Raw genomic sequence first — 16,542 nt, 5'->3', positions numbered from 1 at the left:
GAGGCCGGATGCCCGCCCGGCCGCGCCCCGCGCGCCTCCCCCGTCCGCCGGTCGCCGGGGGCGGGCCGGTCGCGGCCGTCAGCGGCGGAGGTCATCGAACAGCCCGTCCCCGAGCGCGGCCTCGTGGTCCTCGCGGTGCTTGAGCAGGGCGCCGAGCGTGGCGGCGGCCAGGGCGGGATCGAGTTCGCGGGCGCCGAGGGTCAGCAGGGCCTCGGTCCAGTCGAGGGTCTCGGCGATCCCCGGCGGCTTCACCAGTCCGGCCCCGCGCAGCCGCCCGGCCGCGCCGGCGACCTGCCGGGCGAGCGTCTCGGAGCAGGCGGGCAGGCGCCGCAGCAGGATGGCGACCTCCCGGTCGAAGGAGGGATGCTCCAGCCAGTGGTAGAGGCAGCGCCGTTTCAGGGCGTCGTGAACCTCCCGGGTGCGGTTGGAGGTCAGCACGACGACCGGGGGGTGCTCGGCGCGGATCGTGCCGAGCTCCGGGACGGAGATCGCGAAGTCGGAGAGCACCTCCAGCAGGATCGCCTCGAACTCCACGTCGGCCCGGTCCACCTCGTCGATCAGCAGGACGCTGGGCCAGGTCTCGATCGCCCGCAGCAGCGGCCGGGCGATCAGGAAGCGCCGGTCGTATACCTCCGTCTCCAGCCGGGCCGGGTCGGCGGTCCCGCCCGCCTCCGCGGCCTTGAGGTGCAGGAGCTGGCGGGCGAAGTCCCAGTCGTAGAGGGCCTGGGGGCCGTCGAGGCCCTCGTAGCACTGGAGCCTGATCAGCGGCGCGTCCAGCACGGCCGCCAGGGCCCTGGCCAGCTCGGTCTTGCCGACCCCCGCGGCGCCCTCCAGCAGCAGCGGGCGGCCCATCCGCAGCGCCAGGAAGGCGGCGGTGGTCAGCCCCTCGTCGGCGAGGTACGCCTGCCGGTCGAGCAGCCCGGCCAGCTCGCCGGGCGAGCCGAGGCCCGGCACGTCGGTCAACCGCACCACATCAGGCTACGCCCGCCCACCCGTTTCCAGGGGTTCCGGCGGTGTCCGATTCCGGCGGGTTCGGGGCCGCTCAGTGGCGCTCGTCGGTCTCCCCGCGCTCCCGGATGAGCGCCAGCAGCTCGCGGACCTGCCGTACGGTCCGCTCCTTCTCCGAGCCCTGCAGGCCCATGGCGCCGACGGTCGCGCCGTCGGCGAAGTCGATCTTGGCCCAGGGTTCGCTGTCGATCAGCGTCACCCCCAGGACCTCGGGCCACTCGTAGCGGTGCACCCGCAGCGGGTTGACCACGGTGACGCCCCGCTCGTCGGCCTCCACCCGGCACCGCCCGAGCAGGTGCAGCAGCCAGGCGATCACCCCGCCGAGCGCGACCATCGCGATCCGGTCGGGCAGGTGGAACGGCGCGGGCAGCACGAACGCCATCACCAGGGCGCCCAGCATGACCAGCCCGGCGAAGCCGTAGGCCACGGCCCGTCCCTTCTTCGGCCGCCACACGACGGGCAGCGGGGGCGCGGGGACGCTCTCGGGGCTCATTCGGGGCTCACTGAACGATCACGATCCTTCGGGAAACCGCCGCTCAGAGCGGTCGTGGCGGCAATCACGGCACCTGACGAAATCTATCGCACACCCGGCCGGCCCCTGCTCTCCGGTCCGGCCGGCGTCCGGCGTCGCGTCCCACCGCGGTCGTACCCGTGTGCGACCACGGGATCATCCGGAACTCGGCCTCGGCGACGAGGCGGACGCCCGCCCGCGCGCCGAGGATTGATCTCGTTCCCACGCCGCCGGAGGACGCCGAAGCGCTCCCCATCGGAAGACGCTGAAGCGCTTCCCGCCGGAGGACGCCGAAGCGGCTCCCCCGCCGGCGGCCGCCGCCGGGAGTCCGCCGAGCGGCCCGCTCCCCCGAACCGATGAGGACCCCCTGATGTCACGTACCGTCGCGATCGCCCTGGCCGTCACCGCGTTCCTCGGGGGTGTGGCGCCCGCCCACGCGACGACGCGCCCACGGGACGACCTGGCCGAGGTGCGGAGGACGCTGGACGGGATCGTGGCCGCCGGGGCTCCGGGGGTGCTCGCCCGCGTCGACGACGACGAGGGCACCTGGATCGGCACCGGCGGCGTCGCCGACCTGACCACCCGTGCCCCGATGCCGCCGCAGGCCCGGTTCCGGGTGGCCAGCCTGACCAAGAGCGTCGTGGCCACCGTCGTCCTGCAACTGGTCCAGGAGGGGAAGGTACGGCTCGACGACCCGATCGACGCCCTGCTGCCCGGCCTGATCCGGGACGGCGACCGCGTCACCGTCCGGCGGCTGCTCAACCACACCGGGGGGCTGGCCGACTACATGGAGCACGCCGAGTTCGCCGATCCCGGGCACTACGCGCGGCGCGCCTACCGGCCCGAGCAGCTCGTCGCGTACGCCGAGCAGGTCGAGAGGCCGGAGCCCGGCGCCTTCCACTACTCCAACGCCGGGTACATCGTGCTGGGGATGCTGGTGGAGAAGGTGACGGGCCACACCCTGAGCGCCGAGGTGGACCGGCGGATCCTCGGGCCCGCCCGCATGACCCGCTCCTACCTGCCGGTCACCGACCCCCGCATCCACGGCCCGCACGCCACCGGCTACTACCTGCCCGAAGGCGCGGACACGGGCGAGGATGCGCTGCGGCCGCTCACCCGCATCGATCCCTCCTGGGCCTGGGCCGCCTTCGGCCTGGTGAGCGACGGCCGCGACGTCAACCGCTTCTACCAGGCGCTCTTCGGCGGGCGTCTCATCGGCCCGCGACTGCTGGCGGAGATGCGGACCGGGGTGGGGACCCCGCAGGCGCCGGTGTTCCCCCGGTACGGCCTCGGCCTGGAGGCGGTGGCGCTGACCTGCGGGGAGAAGTGGGGCGCGACCGGTTCCATCCCCGGCTACGTCACCTTCGGCTTCGCCGACGACACCGGGAGGAGGCGGATGACGATCTCGGTCAACGTCCAGCGGAACGACCCCCGGGCCGGGCTGCTCATCCTCGCGGCCGTCAACTCCCTCAACCAGTACTTCTGCGGCGAGCCGTACGAGATGCCGCGGGGGTGAGCCCGGGCCGGCGGTGCGGGTGGCACCGCCCGCCGGCCCGTATGTCCCGAGGCCGTCCGGCCTCGGGACATACGGGTCCGTGCCCGGCACCGGGTCTCCGGCTCCGGACGCTAGCGGGGCCGCCCGCCGGAGGCGAGGCCGCGCAGCAGCAGCGCGGTCTCCAGGGCGGCGACGGTGGCCTCGTAGCCCTTGTCCTCCTTGCTTCCCGGCAGCCCGGAGCGGTCGAGCGCCTGCTGGAGTGTGTCGCAGGTAAGCACGCCGTTGCCGACCGGCGTCCGCTCGTCGAGGGAGATCCGGGTCAGGCCGGAGGTCACCGAGTCGCAGACGTAGTCGAAGTGGGCGGTGTCCCCGCGGATCACCGCCCCGAGGGCGACGACCGCGTCGCAGCGGGCGGCCAGCGCCTGGGCCACGACGGGGATCTCCAGCGATCCGGCCACCCGGACGACGGTCTCGGTGGCGCCGCTGTCCCTGGCGGCCTGGACGGCCCGCTCCACGAGCCGGTCGGTGATCTCCGCGTGCCACCGGGCGGCCACGATGCCGACGGTCAGCCCGGCGGCGTCGGCGGCGTCGGCCGGGGGCCTTCCGGTGCCGCTCACGCGTCCTCCCGCCCGCCGCGGACGCCCGGCGCGACCGGCGACTCCTGCCCGATGTCGTGGCCGAGGCGGTCGCGCTTGGCCGTGAGGTACCTCTCGTTGTACGGGTTCACCGCCACCGGCATCGGCTCACGGCCGAGCACCTTGACGCCGTAGCCGTCCATCCCGCGCAGCTTGGCCGGGTTGTTGGTGAGCAGCCGTACCGACTTCACGCCCAGGTCGGCGAGGATCTGCCCGGCGTTGGAGAACTCGCGGGCGTCCACCGGCAGCCCGAGCTCCAGGTTGGCGTCCACGGTGTCGCTGCCGGCGTCCTGAAGGCTGTAGGCCCGGAGCTTGGCCAGCAGCCCGATGCCGCGCCCCTCGTGCCCGCGCAGGTACACGACCACCCCGCGGCCCTCCTCGGCGATCATCGACATGGCGTTGTCGAGCTGCACCCCGCAGTCGCAGCGCAGCGAGCCGAGCACGTCGCCGGTCAGGCACTCGGAGTGGGCCCGGACCAGGACGTTCTCGCCGTCCTCCAGGTCGCCGTAGACGAGGGCGAGGTGCTCGCCGCCGTCCAGGGCGCTGGAGTAGCCGAAGGCGCGCCACATCCCGTGGCGGTTCGGCAGCCGGGTCTCGGCGACCCGGGTCACCATCCGCTCGGTACGGCGGCGGTACTCCGCGAGCTGCTCGATGGAGACCAGCGCCAGGTCGTGCTCGTCGCAGAACTCGCGCAGCTCGGGCAGCCGCTTCATGGTGCCGTCGTCGTTGACGACCTCGGCGAGCGCGCCCGCCGGGGTCAGCCCGGCCAGCCTGGCGAGGTCCACGGCCGCCTCGGTGTGACCGCGCCGCGCCAGCACGCCGCCCTCGCGGTAGCGCAGCGGGAAGACGTGGCCGGGCCGTACCAGCTCGTAGGGCTCGGTCGCCGAGTCGCACAGGGTCCGGATCGTCTTGGCCCGGTCGGCGGCGGAGATGCCGGTGCTCACGCCGTCGCGGGCGTCCACGCTGATCGTGTAGGCGGTGCGCAGCCGCTCGCGGTTGTCGTTCACCATCAGCGGCAGGCCGAGCCGGTCGAGGGCCTCGCCGGGCATCGACACGCAGATCACGCCGCTGCTGTGCCGGATGGTGAAGGCCACCAGCCGCGGGGTGGCGCGGGCCGCGGCGAAGATGATGTCACCCTCGTTCTCGCGGTTCTCGTCGTCGACGACCACGACGGGCAGGCCGTCGCGGATGTCGTTGACGGCACGTTCGATCGGGTCGAGCACGGTCACAACGCCTCCTCGGGGACGAGTGCCGCCCGGGAGGAGCGGTACTCCTTGAGCCAGTTGAGGAACCCGGCCAGGACGAGCACGAAGAACACCCCGTACACCGCCCCGGACACGACGAGTCCGGACTTGAAGGCCAGCGGCACGCCGACCAGGTCGACGGCCACCCAGACGATCCAGAAGTCGACCAGCGCCCGCCCCTGCGCCCAGGTGGCGACGGCGCTGCCGACGAAGATGTAGGCGTCGGCGGCGACCAGGTAGTAGCCCTCGGGCGGCGGAACGGCCGCGCCCCAGGACAGCTTGGCGACCCAGAAGACGACGCCCACCGCGATCGTGCCGACCAGCAGGGTCGCGATCATCCCGGCGCGCTCGAAGAACCGCGCGGGCCGCACGGGCAGGCTCCCGCCGTCGCGGACCCCGCGCGACCACCGCCACCAGCCGTAGACCGCGAGGCCGCCGAACATGACCTGCTTGAGGGCGTTGCCGGTGACGTGCGCGGTGAGCGAGGCGATGAGCAGCAGCACCGCGCCGGTGAGCTGCACCGGCCAGGTCCACAGCGACTTGCGGATCGCCAGCAGCACCGTCGCCAGGGAGGCGACGTTGCCGACCAGGTCGGTCCAGAGCACCCTCGTGCCGAGGACCTCGAATCCCGCCTGCGTCCAGTTCACGCCCTGCCCCCGGTGGCGTAGGCGGCGGTCAGCTTCTCCACGTGCTTGGCGATGACGTCGGCCTCCAGGTTCACCGGGTCGCCCGGCCGCTTGGCGCCGAGGGTGGTGAGCCGCAGCGTGGTGGGGATCAGGCTGACGGTGAGGCTCTCGCCGTCCACGCCCGCCACGGTCAGGCTGACGCCGTCCACCGCGATCGAGCCCTTCTCGACCACGTAGCGGTTCAGCTCGGCCGGCAGCGAGATCCTGACGACCTCCCAGTGCTCGCCCGGCTCGCGCGACAGCAGCGTGCCGGTGCCGTCGACGTGGCCCTGGACGATGTGGCCGCCCAGGCGCGCGTCGGCGCGGACGGCCCGCTCCAGGTTGACCGGGGAGCCGGGCCGCAGCGCCCCGAGGGAGCTGCGGTCCAAGGTCTCCTTCATCACGTCGGCGGTGAAGACGTCCCCGTCCACCTCCACCACGGTCAGGCAGACGCCGTTGACGGCGATCGAGTCGCCGTGCCGGGCGTCGGCGGTCACGACCGGTCCGCGGACCGACAGCCGCGCCGCGTCCGGCAACGGCTCGACCGCGGCGATCTCGCCGAGCTCCTCAACGATTCCGGTGAACATCCGCATCTCCTCGAAGGGGTATCGGCCGGGCGGTGAGCCGCAGGTCCGGGCCGGTGGGGGTGACATCCTCGAACTCCAGGCGGTGGGTGCCGGCGATCGTGGCGACGCCGGCCGGGCCGAGCGCGGCGGCCCCCGCGCCCAGCAGCGCGGGCGCGAGGTAGCCGACGACCCGGTCCACCAGGCCCTCGCGCAGGAACGAGCCGGCGAGCGTGGGCCCGCCCTCCAGCAGCACGCCGACGACCTGGCGGCGACGCAGCTCGGCGAGCAGCTCCGCCAGGTCGAGGCCGTACGGCTCGCGCCGGGTGAGCCGTACCACGTCGGCCCGGCCGGTGAGGGCCTCGACCGCGGCGGGGTCGGCGTCGGCGGCGACCGCCACCAGGGCGGGGGTCCGGCCGTCCAGGACGCGGGCGCCGGCGGGGACGCGGGCGGCGGAGTCGACGACCACGCGCAGCGGCTGCCGGGCGGGCGGCCCGCTCGCGGGGCGGGCGGTCAGAAGGGGGTCGTCGGCGAGGACGGTGCCGATGCCCGCCACGACCGCGTCGGCCTCGGCGCGCAGGCGGTGCACGTCGGCGCGGGCCTCGGGAGAGGTGATCCACTGACTGGTGCCGTCGGCGGCGGCCGAACGGCCGTCCAGCGTCGCGGCGTACTTCCAGGTGACGTGCGGGCGGCCGAGCCGTACGGAGGTCAGCCATTCGGCGTTGCCGCGCCCGGCCTCGGCGGCGAGGACGCCGGTCTCCACCGTCACCCCGTGCCGCCGCAGCCGCTCGGCGCCGCCCGCCGCCTCCGGGTTGGGGTCGCGCACCGCGACGACGACGCGGGCGACGCCCGCCGCCAGCAGCGCGGCCGAGCAGGGCCCGGTGCGCCCGGTGTGGTCGCAGGGTTCGAGGGTGACGTAGGCGGTGCCGCCCCGGGCGCGCTCACCGGCGGCGCGCAGCGCGACCACCTCGGCGTGGGGACCGCCGGCGCGGGCGTGGAACCCCTCCCCCGCCACCCGGCCCGAGGCGTCGAGGACGACGCAGCCGACCACGGGGTTGGGGCTGGTGGTGCCGCGTCCGCGTGCGGCGAGCTCGATGGCCCGGCGCATGTGCGCCAGATCGGTCACCCGGGTCTCCTCGTCGCCAGTAGCTTTGCCTGCCACGGCGGCCCCGGGGGAGATCACGACGGCACGCGCGCCGCTCACGGCGGCGGCCCGCACCGTCATCGGCGAAAGGAGTGCCCGAAGACACCTCTCCCGCCCGCGCGCTTCCTCCCATCCGGACTTTGACCGTCGGTCCCGGAATTCCACCGGGTCAACCGGTCGATGGATTCGACCGGGTCGCGGACTGTAACCGCCGGTTCGGAGTTTCACCGACCCCGGAGCACGCTGCTCTTGCTTTTCCTGCCTTCTCGCTTTCGTACGGACGCCTCGCCGAAGGCCAGCGTCCGTACATCAGTGTGCCACGCGCGGCAAACCGGATGGAACACCCCTACCGGATGCCGGAACCCCCTCAAGGGCGGTCCGGAACGCTCAGGCGGCCCGCTCGGCCGTCAGACGCCGCGCCCGGCGGGCGTCGGGGCTGTAGCGCATCGGGGTGGGGACCAGGCCGATGCCGGTCTGCAGCGCCCGCAGGGTGGCGGTGGCCCACAGGTCGCCGAACGGCGTGCCGGGCAGGCCGTACAGCCTGCGGGCCCAGCGCGGCATGGTGGCGAAGGCCAGCACGGTCAGCGCGGGCAGGACCGGCTTGAACGGCACGAGGTACGGCGGGAGCGGCGCGCTGATCGACTGGGTGATCGACTGGCGCAGCGGGTGCGGCACCTCGGGGGCGAAGTAGAGGCCGGGCCGGCGGGCCTCGATGTAGTCGCGCATCTCACGGACCGAGCCGGGCACGGCGTCCGGGCTGAGGCCGACGACCTCGGCCGCGCGCCGCTGCTCGGCCACGAACAGGTCGGCGTCGGCGTCGCTCAGCCGCACCCCGGCCCGCCGGGCGACCGACAGGTAGGAGTCGACCTCGCCGACGTGGACCCAGGCCAGCGCGTCGGGGTCGTCGAGGCGGTAGCGCTCACCGGTGTCGGGGTCGAAGGCCCGGAGACTCTCGTGGATCCTCCTGACCCTGGCCCCGGCGGCGGCGACCTCGGCGGTCGTGCCGTAGGTCCGCACCCGGACGAACTCGGAGGTGCGCAGGAAGCGCGACCACGCCTCGCCCGGGTCCATCAGCGCGGAGTTCTGCGCGACCCCGCGCATCGCCCTGGGGTGCAGGCCCTGCATCAGCAGCGCCCTGAACCCGCCGACCAGCAGGATCGGCTCGCCCATCACGCGCCAGGTCACCGAGCCCGGTCCGAACAGCCCGTGGTCCATGCGCCGCCTCCCGTCGGATGCGCGTGGGCGCCCCCGGTGGCCGGGGGCGACACGTCTCGGGTCCATGACACAAGCATCGCAGAACGCCGGCGGGACCGGACGGGCCGGCCGGGCCTTCCCGCCGGCCGGGTTCCCCGCCGGTCAGGCGCCCTCGCCGGCCGGGTCCGTCTTGGCGGCGATGGACCGCAGGACGTCCACCGCGTGGGCCGGGTCCTCGGCGCCGTAGACGGCGTTGCCCGCCACGAAGACGTCCGCGCCCGCCTCGGCGCAGCGCTCGATGGTGCGCTCCGACACGCCCCCGTCCACCTGCAGCCAGACCCGGCCGCCGTGCGCCTCGATCAGCTCGCGGGACCGGCGGATCTTGGGCAGCACCATGTCGAGGAACCTCTGCCCGCCGAAACCGGGCTCGACCGTCATGAGCAGCAGCATGTCGATCTCGCCGAGCAGGTCCTCGTACGGCTCGACGGGGGTGGCCGGGTTCAACGCGAGACCGGCGCGCGCCCCGGCTGCGCGGATCTCGCGCAGGGTGCGGACCGGGGCCTTGGCGGCCTCGGCGTGGATCGTCACACTGCCCGTCCCGGCCTCGGCGTAGGCCGGGGCCCAGCGGTCCGGATCGTCGATCATGAGGTGGCAGTCGAGCGGCAGCGGGCTGGCCTTGAGCAGCGACTCCACGACCGGCAGGCCGAGGGTCAGGTTGGGCACGAAGTGGTTGTCCATGACGTCCACGTGCAGCCAGTCGGCGTTGGAGACCGCCGCGGCCGCCTCGGCGAGACGGGCGAAGTCGGCGGACAGGATGCTGGGTGAGATCTGTACGGCCATGATGCGGCCGAGTCTATTGGGCGGCCTCCGCCGGCCCCCACCGGCCCGCACCGGCCCGCGCGGGGCCGTCCGGGCGTGGGACCCCGGAACGTCATAGATGATCTACGTTCGTGGGTGTTCTAATCTGGAAGCCGATGCCGGAGCCGGTGCTCGTCCCCGCTCCCCGCCGGGCCGCACGGTTCGCCGGGCGCGCCTGGCTCGCCCTGACCGGCGCCTCCGTCGTAGCCATGCTGCTCCTCTGCCTGGCGGGCCCCTCGGCCGCGGTGCCCGCCCTCGGCGGCGGCCCGCCCTGGTCCTTCGCGGCCGCCCCCGCCGCCACCGCGGTGATCCTGCTGTGCGCCGCGGCGATCGTCGCCGGCGCGCTGGGAACCGGCGCCGGGCTGTACGCGCTGCGCCGGGGCCGGCACCCCGCGCCGGGCCCGATGCTCGCGGCCTCGGCGGTGGCCGTCCTCGTCCTCGTCCTCGTGCCGCCCGCCGGTTCGACCGACGCCCTCAACTACGCGATCTACGGGCGCATCGCCGCGCTGGGACACGACCCGTACGTGGTGACCCCGGCGTGGCTGCACGCCGTGGGCGACCCGGTCGGCGCGTTCTCCCCTCCGGCCTGGCGGAACGCCCCGTCGGTGTACGGGCCGGTGGCCACCTGGGCGCAGCAGGCCGCCTCGTGGCCGGGCGGCGCGTCGATGGCCCGCACGGTCTTCGCCTGGAAGGCGATGGCCGGGCTGGCCTTCCTGCTGTCGGCGTTCCTCCTGGACCGGCTGGCCGGGCCCGCCCGCGAGCGGCGGGCCCGTGCCCACCTGCTGTGGAGCCTCAACCCGCTGATGCTGTGGCACGTGGTGGCCGGCGGCCACGTCGACGGTCTGGGGACGCTCCTGCTGCTCGGGGCCTTCCTCGCCGCGCGCCGCAGCGGCCTGGCGGCGGGTGTGCTGCTCGGCGCGGCGGCCGCCGTCAAGGCGCCGTTCGCGCTGGCCGGGGCCGGGCTGTTCTGGGCGGCCCGCCGGTCGCCCGCCACGCTGGCCGCCACGGCCGCCGGGGCGCTCGCGGCCCTGGCGGCGGCCTACGCCACCCGGGGTCCGGAGGCGCTGGCGAACGTCGCGGGCAAGGTCGCCTCCCGCGCGCTGGCCGACCCGTGGCGGGTGGCGGTGGCGGCGTGGCTCGGCGAGGGGCCGGAGGCGGTCGCGCTGGAGGGGCGGCTCGCCCTCGGCGCGGCCGTCCTGGCCGGCGCGCTGCTGTGCCTGCGGCTGCCCGCGGCGCCGTACGGACCGTACCTCGGGGCGCAGGCCGGGCCGGGGGCGGGGACGCCGGCCGTACGGACGGCGCTGGCGTGCTGCCTGGGCTGGCTGCTCACCTCGCCGATGCAGCACCCCTGGTACGACGCCCTGCTGTTCCCGCTCCTCGCGCTCATGCCCGCCTGCCGCCTCGACGGGCTGATGCTGGTCCGCGGCGTCGTGACGAGCCTGGTCTACCTGCCCGGGGCCGCGGGACTGCTCACGCTCCCGCCCACCCCGGTCGTCCGCTGGGCCGCCGAGGTCTACCGCCCCTGGGTTGCCCCGCTGGCCTCCGACGTCGTCATCGCCTGCGTCGTGGCGCTGGCCCTGGCCGGACGGCTGGGCGCCCGGCCGCTGCCGCCGGGCACCGCGCCTCCCACCGGAGTGGAACGGGCGGGACGGGCGGGCTGAGCGTCCCCCCGGACGGGCCCGTCGGACCCCGCCGAGGATCCGAGTCCGGTCAGAGGTCGAGCCGGACGTCGTACTCGGCCATCCAGGCGTTGAGCTGGAGAAGCCCCTCCAGCTGCGCCCGGGCCCCGTCCGGGGCGCCGCCGGGGCCGGCGGGCCGGGCGAGCGCGGCCCGCGCCCTGCCGACGTCGATCAGCGGCGCGACGGGGATGTCGCGGCGGTCGAGCAGCCGGGCCGCGCGCTCGCGCAGCGCCGCGTCGTAGCCGGGGTCCTGCGTGGAGGGGTAGGGGCTCTTGCGGCGTTCCAGGACCGAGCGGGGCAGCACGTCCGCGGTGGCGGCGCGCAGCAGGCTCTTCTCCCGCCCGTCGAAGGTCTTCATCGACCAGGGCGCGTTGAAGACGTACTCCACCAGACGGTGGTCGCAGAACGGCACCCTGACCTCCAGCCCCACGGCCATGCTCATACGGTCCTTGCGGTCGAGGAGGATCTGCACGAACCGGGTGAGGTGCAGGTGGGAGATCTCCCGCATGCGCCGTTCCAGGCCGCTCTCGCCCGGCAGGCGCGGCGACTCGGCGAGCGCCTGGTGGTAGCTCTCGGCGCGGTAGGCGGGCAGGTCGAGCTTGCGCAGCAGGGCGTCGTCGAGGAGCGCGGCCAGCCCGCCGAACCGCCCGGCCCCCGGCGTCACCAGCCACGGGAAGGTGTCGGCGGCGACCGTCTCCGGATCGTGGAACCAGCGGTAGCCGCCGAACACCTCGTCGGCGGACTCCCCGGACAGCGCCACGGTGGAGTGCCGGCGGACCGCCGTGAACAGCAGCAGCAGGGAGGCGTCCATGTCCCCGATGCCGGTGGGCAGGTCGCGGGCCCGCAGGACCGCCGCCCGTACGGAGGGGTCCATGAGGTCGGCGGAGTCGAGCGTGATGTCGCTGTGGTCGGGGGCGACGTGCCGTACGACGTCGTGGACGTAGGGGGCGTCGGGGGTGTCCCGCATCTCGTCGGGCCGGAAGTTGTCGCTGTAGCCGGCGAAGTCGACGGCGAACGACCGGATTCCGCCCGCGCCGTGCTCCTTCGACGCCTTCGCGGCCAGCGCGGTGACGGCGCTGGAGTCGAGGCCGCCGGACAGCAGGGTGCACAGCGGGACGTCGGAGACGAGCTGGCGCTCGACGATGTCGTCCAGCAGGTCGCGCACGGTCCGGACGGTGGTGTCGAGGTCGTCGGTGTGCTCGCGCGCCTCCAGCCGCCAGTAACGGCGCCGGGCCAGGCCCCGGCGGCTCACCGTGACGATCTCGCCGGGACGGACCTCGTGCATGTCCCGGTAGATCGCGTGCCCCGGTGTCTTGACGAGCGCGAGCACTTCGCGCAGGCCGTCGGCGTCGACCGCCGCCGGGCGGGCGAGCGGATTGGCCAGGATCGCCTTGGGCTCGGAGCCGAACAGCACGCCCGCCGGGGTCGGCCGGTAGTACAGCGGCTTGACGCCCATCCGGTCGCGGACCAGCAGCAGCTCCTCGCGGAGGATGTCCCAGATCGCGAAGGCGAACATGCCGTTCAGCCGGGTGACGAAGTCGCCGCCCCACTGGAGGTAGGCGCGCAGCACGACCTCGGTGTCGCTGCGGGTGCGGAAGCGGTGGCCGCGGGCGGCGAGCTCGTCGCGCAGCTCACGGAAGTTGTAGACCTCGCCGCTGTAGGTGAGGACGGCCAGCGGCCGGCCGTCCTCCTCGGCGACCATCGGCTGCCGGCCGCCCTCGACGTCGATCACGGCCAGCCGCCGGTGTCCCAGCGCCACGTGCGGGGCCAGCCACAGCCCCTCGTCGTCGGGCCCCCGGCAGGCCATGGTGGCGGTCATGGCCAGCGCGGTGCGTCCCGCCTGCCCGAGGTCGCGGTCGAAGTCCACCCAGCCGGATATTCCGCACATTTCCGCACCCCGTCCCGTCGCCGGTCGTCGCGCGTCCGGGACGGCCCGCCGTACCCGCCGCCACGCCGGTTGCGGCGGCATGGCGGCCGGCGAGCGCCCGCGAACGCGCAAAAGACCATTGGAACCCGGTGAAGCCATCAGGTCCACAGGGGCGCGCCAGCGAGTCGGCGGCGCACCGGACCCGGTCCGGTCTCCCCTGCCCCGCCTTCCAGCGTACGGTCACCCGCTCCGGGACGGCCGTCCCCGGGCCGGCGGATGACCCGGCGGCCCGGTGACGTGCGGGAACGGGAAGCGGCCCCAGCCGGCCTCAGCCGCGGCGCAGCAGGGCCAGGAACATCGCGTCGGTGCCGTGCCGGTGCGGCCAGAACTGGGCGTACGGGCCCTCACCCAGCCCCTCGATCCCGGGGAGGTACGCGCGGGCGTCGAGGGCCTCGACGTCGTCGCGGCGGCGCAGCAGGTCGCCGACCACGGCGGAGGTCTCGGCCAGGTGCGGCGAGCAGGTGACGTAGGCGACGACCCCGCCGGGGCGCACGGCCTCCAGGGCCGAGTCCAGCAGCGCGCGCTGCAGCCGTCCCAGCTCGGGAAGGCTGCGCGGGTCGCGCCGCCAGCGGGCCTCCGGCCTGCGGCGCAGCGCGCCCAGGCCGGTGCAGGGGGCGTCGACCATGACCCGGTCGAACGCCCCGGGCCGCCAGGCGGGGGCCGTGCCGTCCGCGGTGATCACCGCCGCCTCGCGGGTGGCCCGCCGGACCAGCCGGGCGCGGTGGTACTGCAGCTCGGCCGCGACCAGCCGGGCCCCGCCCCCGAAACCCGCCGGTCCCGGCTCCCCGATCGCCCCGGCCCCGGTCCCAGTGGCCGCGGGCTCTTCGGCTCCGGTGACCGCACCGGCTCCGGCGTCGCGGGCGGCCGGGTCGCCGTGCGTGGCGATGGCGTCGAGAAGGCCCGCCTTGCCGCCGGGCCCCGCGCACAGGTCGAGCCAGCGGGTGTCGCGGCCGCGCACCGGGACGCGGGCCAGGGCCAGCGCGACGAGCTGGCTCGCCTCGTCCTGGACGGCGGCGCGCGTCTCGGCCACCGCCGGGACGGCGCCGGGGTCGCCCTCGGGGAGGTAGGCCGCGTAAGGGGAGTACGCGGCGGGCAGGGCCCCTTCCCGGAGCAGCTCCTCGACCGACGCGCGGCCGGGACGGGCGACCAGCGTGACGCGGGGGCGTTCGTTGTCGGCGGCCAGCAGCGCGGCGGTCTCGTCGAAGCCGCCGCCCACGGCGTCGCGCAGCGCGGTGACGATCCACCGGGGGTGGCTGTGGACCACGGCCAGGTGACCGACCGGGTCGGCCTCCGGGCCGGGGGCCACGATCTCCAGCCACTGCTCACGCGACCGGGTCGCCACCTTGCGCAGCACCGCGTTGGCGTACTTCGACGCGCCGGTGCCGACGCGCAGCCGTACCAGGTCGACGGTGGTGCCCACGGCGGCGTGCGGCGGCACCCGGGTGGCGAGGAGCTGGTGGACGCCGAGACGCAGGGCGTCGAGCAGCGGCGGGTCCACCTCCTCGGGGGCGCGGTCGCTGCAGGCGGCGATGACCTCGTCGTAGGTGCCGAGGCCGCGCAGGGTGCCGTAGGCCAGTTCGGTGGCCAGGCCCGCGTCGCGGCCGGTCAGGCGTCGTTCGCGCAGCAGTGCGGGCATCAGCAGGTTGGCGTAGGCGTCGCGCTCGTCGACGGCGCGCAGCAGGTCGTAGGCGGCGTTGCGCGGCTCGTCACGCGCCGGCCGCCTCGGACGGCCGCCGCCCGAGCCCCGGCCGCCCCTGCCGCCCGAGCCGCCGCCCGCCGGGCCTTTCCCGCCCTTCTCACCGTTTCCGGCGCCCGCCGGACCGCCGCGCGACCGGCCGTCCCCGCCGCGGGACGCGCCACCGCTCCCCCGGCCGCTCATGACGCGCCGCCCATGAGGTCGTCGTCGCCGGGCCGCACGCCGCGGGCCCACTCCAGGGCGCTCATCACGCGCTTGCCCTGCGGCTGCACCTCGCCCAGCTCCACCGGGAAGGTGGCCGTGCCGACCAGCACCGACCTCCTGGAGGCCAGGATCCGGCCGGGGGCCGGGGCGTCCGGGCCGGCGGCCTCGGGGACGGGCCGTACCGGGCCGAGCTTGAGCCGCAGGCCGCGGAACTCCGTCCACGCGCCGGGGGCGGGCGTGCAGGCGCGGACCAACCGGTCGATCCGCATGGCGGGCGCCGACCAGTCGACCCTGGCGTCGTCCACGGTGATCTTCTTGGTGAAGCTCACCCCCTCGGGGGGCTGCGGGACGGCCTCCAGCGTGCCGTCCTCGATCCCGTCGAGGGTGGCGGCGAGCAGCCCGGCGCCGGACTCTGCGAGCCGGGCGAGCAGGGCGCCGCTGGTGTCGGAGGCCCGGATCTCCTCGGTGAGGACGCCGTAGACCGGGCCGGCGTCCATCTCCTTGACGAGCCGGAAGGTGGTCGCGCCGGTGATCTCGTCGCCGTGCAGGATCGCGTGCTGCACCGGGGCGGCGCCCCGCCAGGCGGGCAGCAGCGAGAAGTGCAGGTTGACCCAGCCGTGGCGCGGGACGTCCAGGGTGGCCTGCGGCAGCAGCGCGCCGTAGGCGACCACCGGGCAGCAGTCGGGGGCGATCAGGCGCAGCCGCTCCAGGAACTCCGGGTCGCCCGCCTTCTGCGGCCGGAGGATCTCGATGCCCGCCTCCTCCGCCAGCTCCGCGACGGGGCTCGGATGGACCTTCCGGCCGCGGCCGGACTGGGCGTCCGGCCGGGTGACGACGGCGGCCACCTCGTGGCGCGAGGAGTCGAGCAGGGCCCGCAGGGAGGGCAGGGCGATGTCCGGGGTACCGGCGAAGACCAGACGCAAGGTCCTACAGAGCCTTCCCGTGGGTGGTGTGCGGGGAGAACTTGATCGCGGGCGCGGCGATCCCGCTCCACTCGGCCTCACGGATCGCCTTCATGGCGAGCTTGCGCTGCTTCGGATCCATCCGGTCGATGAACAGGATGCCGTCGAGGTGGTCGGTCTCGTGCTGGAAGCAGCGGGCCATCAGGTCGGTGCCCTCGAGGGTGACGGGCTCGCCGTGCATGTCGAACCCCTTGGCCACGGCCCGGATCGCCCGGGGCGTGGGGAACGACAGGCCGGGGAAGGACAGGCAGCCCTCCTCGCCCTCCTCGTCCTGGTCGTCGGACAGGTCGAGGTCGGGGTTGATCAGATGCCCGAGCCGGTCGTCCACGTAGTAGGTGAAGACGCGCAGGCCCACGCCGATCTGGGGCGCGGCCAGGCCGGCGCCGGGGGCGTCCATCATCGTGTCGGTGAGGTCCTTGACGAGCTTGCGCAGCTCCTTGTCGAAGTCCTTCACCGGCTCCGCGGGGGTGCGCAGCACCGGGTCGCCGAAAAGACGGATCGACTGAATGGCCAACAGGCTCTCCTCACGCTTCTTAAGGGGATCCCCCAAGTCTAAGGGCCCGGACCGGGTCAACCGGGTCCGGCGGCTCAGCGCTCATGGCGACGCTGCGCGTCGCGGCTCGGGGCTCTTGACCCGGTGTCTTCCTTCGTCACCCTGTATTCATGGCGACGCTGCGCGTCGCGGCTCGGGGGCTCTTGAGCCGGTGTCTTCCTTCGTCACCCTGTATTCATGGCGACGCTGCGCGTCGCGGCTCGG

Annotated in this window: 15 protein-coding genes and 1 riboswitch; of the genes, 2 read left to right on the top strand and 13 right to left on the bottom strand. The window is 75.0% G+C overall.

What is annotated here, in order from left to right:
* Positions 1 to 78: 78 nt before the first annotated feature.
* On the bottom strand, positions 79 to 972 hold the full coding sequence (locus AB0D67_RS15325; protein ID WP_362934641.1) for a MoxR family ATPase: 894 nt from the start codon (positions 970 to 972) through the stop codon (positions 79 to 81).
* Between the two features lie 70 nt (positions 973 to 1,042).
* Positions 1,043 to 1,501, bottom strand: coding sequence for a PH domain-containing protein (locus tag AB0D67_RS15320; protein ID WP_362934638.1), 459 nt, complete (start codon positions 1,499 to 1,501; stop codon positions 1,043 to 1,045).
* Positions 1,502 to 1,889: 388 nt separating this feature from the next.
* On the opposite strand from AB0D67_RS15320, the gene AB0D67_RS15315 reads away from it, so the two are divergent.
* Complete coding sequence (locus AB0D67_RS15315; protein WP_362934635.1) at positions 1,890 to 3,035, top strand: serine hydrolase domain-containing protein; 1,146 nt, start codon at positions 1,890 to 1,892, stop codon at positions 3,033 to 3,035.
* Positions 3,036 to 3,145: 110 nt separating this feature from the next.
* On the opposite strand, the gene ribH is transcribed toward AB0D67_RS15315, so the two are convergent.
* From ribH to rpe, 7 genes are all read right to left on the bottom strand, one after another.
* Positions 3,146 to 3,631 (bottom strand): 6,7-dimethyl-8-ribityllumazine synthase, encoded by a 486-nt coding sequence (gene ribH / locus AB0D67_RS15310; RefSeq protein WP_362934632.1) that lies wholly within the window; start codon positions 3,629 to 3,631, stop codon positions 3,146 to 3,148.
* Entirely contained in the window at positions 3,628 to 4,878 is a 1,251-nt protein-coding gene (locus AB0D67_RS15305) for a bifunctional 3,4-dihydroxy-2-butanone-4-phosphate synthase/GTP cyclohydrolase II (protein ID WP_362934629.1), read from the bottom strand. The genes ribH and AB0D67_RS15305 overlap by 4 nt, the downstream gene beginning before the upstream one ends.
* A complete protein-coding gene (locus AB0D67_RS15300; protein WP_362934626.1) occupies positions 4,875 to 5,540 on the bottom strand; it encodes a nicotinamide mononucleotide transporter family protein in 666 nt (221 codons plus the stop codon). Before AB0D67_RS15300 ends, AB0D67_RS15305 begins: the two co-directional genes overlap by 4 nt.
* Positions 5,537 to 6,145 carry a riboflavin synthase gene (locus tag AB0D67_RS15295; protein ID WP_362934623.1) on the bottom strand — a complete coding sequence of 203 codons (609 nt, stop codon included), beginning with the start codon at positions 6,143 to 6,145 and terminating at the stop codon, positions 5,537 to 5,539. The genes AB0D67_RS15300 and AB0D67_RS15295 overlap by 4 nt, the downstream gene beginning before the upstream one ends.
* Entirely contained in the window at positions 6,126 to 7,346 is a 1,221-nt protein-coding gene (gene ribD, locus AB0D67_RS15290) for a bifunctional diaminohydroxyphosphoribosylaminopyrimidine deaminase/5-amino-6-(5-phosphoribosylamino)uracil reductase RibD (RefSeq protein WP_362934620.1), read from the bottom strand. Before ribD ends, AB0D67_RS15295 begins: the two co-directional genes overlap by 20 nt.
* Positions 7,347 to 7,380: 34 nt before the next feature.
* Positions 7,381 to 7,511: riboswitch (FMN riboswitch) on the bottom strand.
* A gap of 141 nt (positions 7,512 to 7,652) precedes the next feature.
* Complete coding sequence (locus AB0D67_RS15285) at positions 7,653 to 8,480, bottom strand: oxygenase MpaB family protein (RefSeq protein ID WP_362934617.1); 828 nt, start codon at positions 8,478 to 8,480, stop codon at positions 7,653 to 7,655.
* Positions 8,481 to 8,621: 141 nt separating this feature from the next.
* Complete coding sequence (gene rpe / locus AB0D67_RS15280; protein WP_362934614.1) at positions 8,622 to 9,299, bottom strand: ribulose-phosphate 3-epimerase; 678 nt, start codon at positions 9,297 to 9,299, stop codon at positions 8,622 to 8,624.
* Positions 9,300 to 9,409: 110 nt separating this feature from the next.
* Here rpe and mptB point away from each other — a divergent pair, with 110 nt between their 5' ends.
* Positions 9,410 to 10,978 (top strand): polyprenol phosphomannose-dependent alpha 1,6 mannosyltransferase MptB, encoded by a 1,569-nt coding sequence (gene mptB, locus AB0D67_RS15275; RefSeq protein ID WP_362934611.1) that lies wholly within the window; start codon positions 9,410 to 9,412, stop codon positions 10,976 to 10,978.
* Between the two features lie 49 nt (positions 10,979 to 11,027).
* Here the strand turns inward: mptB and asnB are convergent, their stop codons facing one another.
* From asnB to def, 4 genes are all read right to left on the bottom strand, one after another.
* Positions 11,028 to 12,884 carry an asparagine synthase (glutamine-hydrolyzing) gene (gene asnB / locus AB0D67_RS15270; RefSeq protein ID WP_362934608.1) on the bottom strand — a complete coding sequence of 619 codons (1,857 nt, stop codon included), beginning with the start codon at positions 12,882 to 12,884 and terminating at the stop codon, positions 11,028 to 11,030.
* A 307-nt stretch (positions 12,885 to 13,191) separates the two neighbouring features.
* Positions 13,192 to 14,802, bottom strand: a complete 1,611-nt coding sequence (locus AB0D67_RS15265) for a transcription antitermination factor NusB (RefSeq protein WP_362934605.1) — start codon at positions 14,800 to 14,802, stop codon at positions 13,192 to 13,194.
* On the bottom strand, positions 14,799 to 15,746 hold the full coding sequence (fmt, locus tag AB0D67_RS15260; protein ID WP_362934602.1) for a methionyl-tRNA formyltransferase: 948 nt from the start codon (positions 15,744 to 15,746) through the stop codon (positions 14,799 to 14,801). Before fmt ends, AB0D67_RS15265 begins: the two co-directional genes overlap by 4 nt.
* A gap of 4 nt (positions 15,747 to 15,750) precedes the next feature.
* Complete coding sequence (def, locus tag AB0D67_RS15255; protein ID WP_362934599.1) at positions 15,751 to 16,299, bottom strand: peptide deformylase; 549 nt, start codon at positions 16,297 to 16,299, stop codon at positions 15,751 to 15,753.
* Positions 16,300 to 16,542: the final 243 nt, after the last annotated feature.

It is taken from the genome of Streptosporangium sp. NPDC048047 (assembly GCF_040653115.1).
In the GTDB taxonomy this organism is placed as follows: domain Bacteria; phylum Actinomycetota; class Actinomycetes; order Streptosporangiales; family Streptosporangiaceae; genus Streptosporangium.
This window is presented reverse-complemented; position numbering and strand designations above follow the sequence as displayed.